9 protein-coding genes are annotated in these 6,000 nt (G+C 59.9%); 8 read left to right on the top strand and 1 reads right to left on the bottom strand.

The features are described 5' to 3' along the window. The 6 genes from ACP7A3_RS18565 to ACP7A3_RS18540 all read left to right on the top strand — a co-directional run. A partial coding sequence (locus ACP7A3_RS18565; RefSeq protein ID WP_426256857.1) for a hypothetical protein occupies nucleotides 1-535 on the top strand: 535 nt, incomplete at its 5' end. A 10-nt stretch (nucleotides 536-545) separates the two neighbouring features. Beyond that, nucleotides 546-878, top strand: coding sequence for a hypothetical protein (locus tag ACP7A3_RS18560; protein ID WP_426256856.1), 333 nt, complete (start codon nucleotides 546-548; stop codon nucleotides 876-878). 31 nt (nucleotides 879-909) lie between these two features. Then, nucleotides 910-1,317: a hypothetical protein gene (locus tag ACP7A3_RS18555; protein WP_426256855.1), complete on the top strand. Its 408-nt coding sequence runs from the start codon at nucleotides 910-912 to the stop codon at nucleotides 1,315-1,317. Nucleotides 1,318-2,475: 1,158 nt separating this feature from the next. Then, nucleotides 2,476-3,042 (top strand): phosphatase PAP2 family protein, encoded by a 567-nt coding sequence (locus ACP7A3_RS18550; RefSeq protein WP_426256854.1) that lies wholly within the window; start codon nucleotides 2,476-2,478, stop codon nucleotides 3,040-3,042. Between the two features lie 248 nt (nucleotides 3,043-3,290). After that, nucleotides 3,291-3,725 carry a globin family protein gene (locus ACP7A3_RS18545; RefSeq protein ID WP_426256853.1) on the top strand — a complete coding sequence of 145 codons (435 nt, stop codon included), beginning with the start codon at nucleotides 3,291-3,293 and terminating at the stop codon, nucleotides 3,723-3,725. Nucleotides 3,726-3,805: 80 nt separating this feature from the next. Further along, nucleotides 3,806-4,231 carry a hypothetical protein gene (locus tag ACP7A3_RS18540; RefSeq protein WP_426256852.1) on the top strand — a complete coding sequence of 142 codons (426 nt, stop codon included), beginning with the start codon at nucleotides 3,806-3,808 and terminating at the stop codon, nucleotides 4,229-4,231. Nucleotides 4,232-4,275: 44 nt separating this feature from the next. On the opposite strand, the gene ACP7A3_RS18535 is transcribed toward ACP7A3_RS18540, so the two are convergent. Further along, nucleotides 4,276-4,740, bottom strand: coding sequence for a hypothetical protein (locus ACP7A3_RS18535; RefSeq protein WP_426256851.1), 465 nt, complete (start codon nucleotides 4,738-4,740; stop codon nucleotides 4,276-4,278). 309 nt (nucleotides 4,741-5,049) lie between these two features. Between ACP7A3_RS18535 and ACP7A3_RS18530 the strand changes: the two genes are divergently transcribed. Together ACP7A3_RS18530 and ACP7A3_RS18525 are read left to right on the top strand one after the other, a co-directional pair. Further along, on the top strand, nucleotides 5,050-5,484 hold the full coding sequence (locus ACP7A3_RS18530) for a hypothetical protein (RefSeq protein ID WP_426256850.1): 435 nt from the start codon (nucleotides 5,050-5,052) through the stop codon (nucleotides 5,482-5,484). Then, the gene (locus ACP7A3_RS18525) at nucleotides 5,481-5,867 is read left to right on the top strand and encodes a hypothetical protein (protein ID WP_426256849.1); all 387 of its coding nucleotides are present in this window, start codon (nucleotides 5,481-5,483) and stop codon (nucleotides 5,865-5,867) included. Before ACP7A3_RS18530 ends, ACP7A3_RS18525 begins: the two co-directional genes overlap by 4 nt. The last annotated feature ends 133 nt before the right edge of the window (nucleotides 5,868-6,000 follow it).

Here is a 6,000-nt window from a genome sequence, read left to right as displayed (position 1 = left end):
ACGCCCGCCCTACGCCGCAACCAGCGCGAACGGTGCGCCCGTCATACCCGTCACGCTGCTCGACGAAGGGGGTCCCTTTTGCACGCCGATAGGGGGTCCTTTTTGGACGCCGATTGACAGGTTGAGCCCTCACACAGTCGATCAGCACATCAAATCGGCGCGAGGCAAACTGGGTGGGATGGGCCGCTACGTCGCGGCAGATCTGCTCAGGGAAGCCGAGGGACTGCATCCCCCGTCCGTGGGGAACCAGTCACAGGGGATGGCTGATCCAGCGGCCGTGGTCCCATCCGTTGACCCCGCCGACGCAGTGGCGGAGCGCTCGATCGTCACGGCAACTGCCGAGCCGCTCGTTAACTTATCCGCCCGCGCTGCATCGGAACAGGTCGATCTTCTCGACGAATGGCTGCGGCAAAGGACGGCGTTGTCTCGACTGGTTCTGGTACTGGTGGCAACTTTCCTGATGCTTCTGCTGATCGTGTCGGCGCCGCTTTTGGCGGCGCAGATGGGGCGGATCGGCCAGGTCCTCTATCGATAGGAACTGACCGATGAAGAGCATGAAACACGTTGCCGACACCGTTGCCGCCGCGATCAATCCAGCAGAAATATCCGCCGACGCCGCGGCCCTCGATGTCGCCCGCACACTCGTCGTCGTCCTGGAAGCCCGCCAGCAGCTTGGCCTTCCCATAGGATCCGGGATGCCGGCGATCGATCGCCTCGCGAGGGCTGTCGCGCTGTCTGTAGAGGTACGACAGGAACTTGTCCGCGCGCACCGGCAGATCGACATGGTCGGCCGCGACATTGGTGTGAAAATGGAAGAGTTCGGCAAAGACGTACCGCCCACGGCACAATCCGATACACCCGTGATGGCGGGAGCTTGATCCGGGGCGAGCCGCATGGCTGAAACAGTCCATGTGGCTCGCGGTCTACCTGTTCTGGCTATTCCTGCTCGGGGTGGCGTTTAGCGCATTTCGCTGGGGCGGTCGGGACGAGCGATGTGTTGCTACGGCCTATGTCGCCGCGACGATCGCGACGCTCCTACTCCGGCTTCCCGGCCAGTATGCCTCGCTCAACATAGGCGTAGCCACGGTCGATGTCGGGCTCTTGGTGGTGCTTCTATGTCTCGTTACTCGAACAGCGCGATGGTGGTTGGTTTTGTCCGCCGCCCTTCAACTCGTCACCGTGCTGGGGCATGTCGCGATGTTCGACGGTGGGACCCGCGCTTTCGACTATTTCATGACCGTTGTGTCCTCGAGCTACCCGGCCGTTCTGCTCTTGGCTTATGCCACATTGCGTCATGTATTCAGGCGGGATGCTTGATAGCGGATCGCGAGCGGGCCGAATTGAAGCAAATACTGGCTGAGACAGAAGCGCGGATTGTGTCGGTCGGACGCTCAACCATCATCCGCTTGCTCAACGCACTGGATGCGCTCGAAGACAAAATCTAGGTGCAGGCGATGCCTATATCCATGCCTTCCTTCACCTGCGACGTCGTTCGCGTCCACGACGGGGATGGCCCCTGTGGTGCCGATCGGGCGAGAAGATTCGCGTTGCCGGCATCCAGGCGCCGGACTTCGAAAGCGCTGAGCCTTGCCGCCGGCCCGATGCGCGCCGCGCGCATTATACCTGTGATAACCACGCCGCTGTCCGAAGCCAGCGAATCATGTCGGCATTGACGCTCGGAAAGCGCATTTCCTGTCAGCCAGTTGGAACGAGCTACAAGCGCATCGTCGCGCGCTGCACGTTGCCAGATGGGCGGTCACTTTCGTGCGCGGCCATCGCGGCCAGCACCGCGGTTCGCTGGGATCGGTACTGGCGTCAGTACGGGATGGGCGAGTGTCGATAATGGCGCGGCGCTAATCTCCTTTCTGAAAGGTCAGAGACAATTGCGCGGTACGCAAGCCCGGGCGTATCCTCTGTCAATGAGCGTTTCACTCACCGAACCTGGAGGCGATCCCCGATGAGGGGGAGTGAGCCGGAGGATAGGCCAATTCTAGGGCTGCCGGTGGAGCTGCCGGGTTCTGTACGCCGCGGCACCGAAGGGTTAGCTGGGGTCGATGTAACCGACGTTCGCATCCACAGTGATAGCGCAAGACGGTCGGCTTTTGATGCGCGCGATAGCCGGTCTGACGGCTCACCTCCGCCCCTCCGAGGTGAGGCCGTTCATGCAGCAACTGAGAATTGGCACGTCGTGCAACAGAAAAAGGGCCGGTAAGGCTGCGGGGTCGCTTGCTGCTCGCCTCTGACCAAATTCCCCAGAAGCACTTGCCCATTGTATGGAAGGGGCTGGTTTGAGCGGTGACTCCCTGAAAGCGCCAGCAACAGGTTGAGGCTGCGGATGAACCCGTTGATATTCCGCCACCTCGTGGCAGAGCTGCTCGCCTTTGATAGGCCTTAAGCCAATGTCGGCCGAAGTCGTGAGGATCGCCTCAACACGTGGATGGAACCGCATGGCCGTCCTTGCGCTCATGCACCGAGATGGGGAAGACCAACATAGAGCAAGCCGATCGTTCGATCGCTGATGCAGCCGCACCATTAACGGACACGACGCCCGTCAAAGTCGCGGGCTGGCTCAGCGAGGTAGCTGATCAGCCTCAGCTAATCACGCTCTGCACGGCAATTATCGTGACCGGCGTCGTCAGCGGCGACAAGCGCTTGGCAGCCGCGGGCGGCAAGATGCTCGCCGCCGAGCTTTTGGCGACGGCCATGAAGGACGCGATCAAACATCGCGTCGATCGGACGCGTCCTGAAGCTGTCGAGGAGGGAAAGCCCTACGTCCTGAAGCCGGGAGACAGCCGCGAGAGTGATCGCAACAGTTTCCCCTCAGGGCATACGGCCGGTGCGGTCGCCGTGGCTTCGGTAATCGCAAGCGCCTACCCGTCTACTCGCGTTCCAGCCTGTGCTGCCGCTGCGGGTATCGCCGTAATCCAGATACCGCGTTCCAAACACTATGCGAGCGACTTAATGGTTGGCAGTGTGATCGGCGCAGTCGCTGGCTATGTGGCCAATGCGATAGGCCGGCGCCGTTCGGGGCGAGCAGCCTGACCCCGTCTGCTATCGCGCGACCATCGGCAATCCCCAAAGGTCCAACCGTAGCGGCGTTTGTCATCAGGGAGGTTCGCCATTGACCAGTCGCTGAAAGGTCGATCGGCAACAGTTTCGTCGTACACGAAGCGGATTCAGTTGTGAAGCTCATCCGCCATGATCCGTTTAAGCGCCGTGCCGACGCTAATGGGCGGACCTTCGAGCGATCTTAACGATTGCTTGGGGAAGGCGGCCGTAGCGGCTTGACCATGACGACACTCCGCCAAATCGAGCTCGTGCAGGACAGCTTTGCCCTCGTGCTACCTGTGACAGCCCAGGCCGCGGCGGAGTTTTACCGACGGCTTTTCATCATCGCGCCTGATACGAAACCTCTGTTTCATAGCGATATGGAAGAGCAGGGACGTAAGCTGTTCCTGACCCTGGCGACCGTCGTCGATGCGCTTGATCGGTTGGAGGATGTTCTGCCGGTGGCAACCGACCTAGCCGTCCGTCACGTCACCTACGGCGCCAAGATCCGGCACTACGACGCGGTCGGAACGGCGCTGATAGAAACGCTTCGAGCATTGCTCGGTGCTCACTTCGATGAGGAGACCGAGGCGGCATGGGGATGCGCGTACGGCTTGCTATCGGGAGCTATGATCGCGGCGGCCGAGGCTGTCGTGGCGCAGCCCGTGCCGGCGTGACATTTTCCTCAACACCCGTGCCGCACCAACCAGCTTCAGACGATGCGCTGGTATCGGACGAACCGCCGCAATCGCCCACGATGGCTTCGCTCGACCAACAAGCCGTGTCGTATGTGGCACGCGCCCAGATGATGGTAGATCGCGCCAGAAAGCTCGTCATTGCCGATCGGGTAGATACGATCGATCTACTCGCCAATCGCCGGCAGTGTTTGGGCGAGCATTTCAAGCTGTATCAGGTGTTCAAACACACAAACATCTTCAATCCAATTGTCGAGTTCGGCGCGGGTTCGAGCAAGATCGTCGCGCGGTCCATGAAGATGGACTGCCTCGAACTTGGGGAGACCTACCGGGCTTACGTCGATCGCTGGCTGAGGCTGAAGCCGCAGGAATGGCGCAGCTATCAGCGCGATATGCTGGCCATCGCGGAGGTTATTTCGACTCATCTCGCGACGGAGCTGACGTCCATGAAGCAGCTCCTGACCATTTCGCAATTTTATCGCCGCTGACAGGTTCGCCAGAATACCGTCTGCCTACCGATCGCCAAAACATATCAGGCCAGGGCGATTGCAGACGTCTGCAACGCCGCCGCGTACAATGCCTCGTTTTCGATAGCCATTCGGGCACGAAGACGCGGCAGCATCAACTCGGTAGCGTAGGCAAAATCCTTGCGGCCGGCAGTGATGGCATGTTCGTCCCAGGTTTGCAGATACATGATCCAGTCTGCCTGAAGCTTCCTAAAGTCGGCCATCCCGCGGCCCCAGGCGGCTTGCCAAGGGCCACCGAGCCGGTCTGGATCGACCTCAGCCAATGCTCGGCACTCATTCTGCATATGCGATCGGACCAGGCGTGCGAGCTCGGCAAGGTGGGATAGCATGACGCTCGGCGTTTCATGCGCGAGGCTTGAAAGCAAGCGATCGGCGATGAGAGCGATGTCGTCGTGCTCGCTTATCAATTGCTTGTAACTTAGTCTCATGATCGCTCCAATCGGCGCGGCGCCTAGCAGCGAGACTGACATAGGTTAAGCCCGCAGTCCTGACCTGACGATTACGGCAACCAAGTGCCTTTTTTTGTTAAGGTATTGTAGCGGCACAATTGCATTCAGCATGCCGTTGGGGTAAATCGTGAACATCCCTTCTTGGGCGCCGCTGCATAAGCAGCCCGCGACGAGCTAATTGGACTGGCCTCCTGGCTGCCCTCGTCCCCAACGCAGAGACATGCGTCTCAGGCGAAGTCCTGCGGTATGACACCAAGATGAACCGCGCATGGCATTGATTTTCGCTAGCTTTTGACAAAGCGTTAGGATGTCGCAGCTAGGCGATGAAGCATGCTTCGCCTGATCGGCCAACTCAATGAATTGTATGCTTTAACCTTCGAACGGGCAGAAGACCTCCAACGCGTCTGTTGGTCGGCCGCTCCAAGCTCGGCAGATTTGAGTAGCGCACGGCTTGGGCTCATGTCGGCTAGCTCGAAGCGGTCGAAGTTTTTGCGAGAGAGGGTCTATCCGGTGCTCATGGCGAGTTCGGCTGCGAAAATACGTGAATTGGACAAGGACCTAAGCGACAAGCGGGTGAAGACGAGCGAGCATATCACGCGCTGGTCGCTCGTCGCCATTCAGGCAGATTGGCCTGGCTATCGGACTGCTGTCGATCGAATCCTGAAAGGGGTCGAGAGCCGGATCGCCATGGAAAAGGCGATCATACTGCCTGCCTTGTACGCCATCGATAAGGCGCAGGCCGGCCGTTTGGATGGCGTAGCATGAAGACGTACTACACGATCGCCTTTGATGAAGCGCAAAGCCTGCTGATGATAACCACCTTCGGCTTTTGGTCGCTGCCGACCACGGTGGCGTTCTCGACCGAACTGTTAGCACGTGGGACTGCGCTTCGTATCAAGCACGGGAGGTTCTGCACCTTGGCGGATCTGAGGCAGGCAGCGATTCAGCCCGCACCTGTGGTTGACGCTTTGGCAGCCATGGTTCCGAAGGCGTTGAAGCTGACCTCGGCGCCTATCGCTGCCGTTGCGGCATCGACTCTCGCCAAGATGCAAACCGAGCGGTATCTCGTCGGGCCGAACTGCCGGACGTTTCTGGATTGCGACGAAGCCAAGCGCTGGCTCAACGATCCAGTCGGAATGACAGCCTAAGCGCCGCGACATAGGCGTTGCGAAACCCAATCGGGGTGCGGCTACATTAGGCTTGCGCACCATGATGCTGAAACGCGCAGCAATCGCTGGGGGTCACACCCCGTGTCAGCCGCTGCCTAATCAATCAAAAAGA

Source organism: Sphingomonas sp. DC5200-1, from assembly GCF_049897245.1.
In the GTDB taxonomy this organism is placed as follows: domain Bacteria; phylum Pseudomonadota; class Alphaproteobacteria; order Sphingomonadales; family Sphingomonadaceae; genus Sphingomonas; species Sphingomonas aquatilis.
Note: the sequence above shows the minus strand (reverse complement) of the source record. Positions and strands in the feature narration are given on the sequence as shown.

What these genes read in the sequence shown, in the direction of transcription:
- ACP7A3_RS18560 (WP_426256856.1), top strand. Translation starts at nt 546, where the DNA reads ATGAAGAGCATGAAACACGTTGCCGACACCGTTGCCGCCGCGATCAAT.
- ACP7A3_RS18555 (WP_426256855.1), top strand. Translation starts at nt 910, where the DNA reads ATGTGGCTCGCGGTCTACCTGTTCTGGCTATTCCTGCTCGGGGTGGCG.
- ACP7A3_RS18550 (WP_426256854.1), top strand. Translation starts at nt 2,476, where the DNA reads ATGGGGAAGACCAACATAGAGCAAGCCGATCGTTCGATCGCTGATGCA.
- ACP7A3_RS18545 (WP_426256853.1), top strand. Translation starts at nt 3,291, where the DNA reads ATGACGACACTCCGCCAAATCGAGCTCGTGCAGGACAGCTTTGCCCTC.
- ACP7A3_RS18540 (WP_426256852.1), top strand. Translation starts at nt 3,806, where the DNA reads ATGGCTTCGCTCGACCAACAAGCCGTGTCGTATGTGGCACGCGCCCAG.
- ACP7A3_RS18535 (WP_426256851.1), bottom strand. Translation starts at nt 4,740, where the DNA reads ATGTCAGTCTCGCTGCTAGGCGCCGCGCCGATTGGAGCGATCATGAGA.
- ACP7A3_RS18530 (WP_426256850.1), top strand. Translation starts at nt 5,050, where the DNA reads ATGCTTCGCCTGATCGGCCAACTCAATGAATTGTATGCTTTAACCTTC.
- ACP7A3_RS18525 (WP_426256849.1), top strand. Translation starts at nt 5,481, where the DNA reads ATGAAGACGTACTACACGATCGCCTTTGATGAAGCGCAAAGCCTGCTG.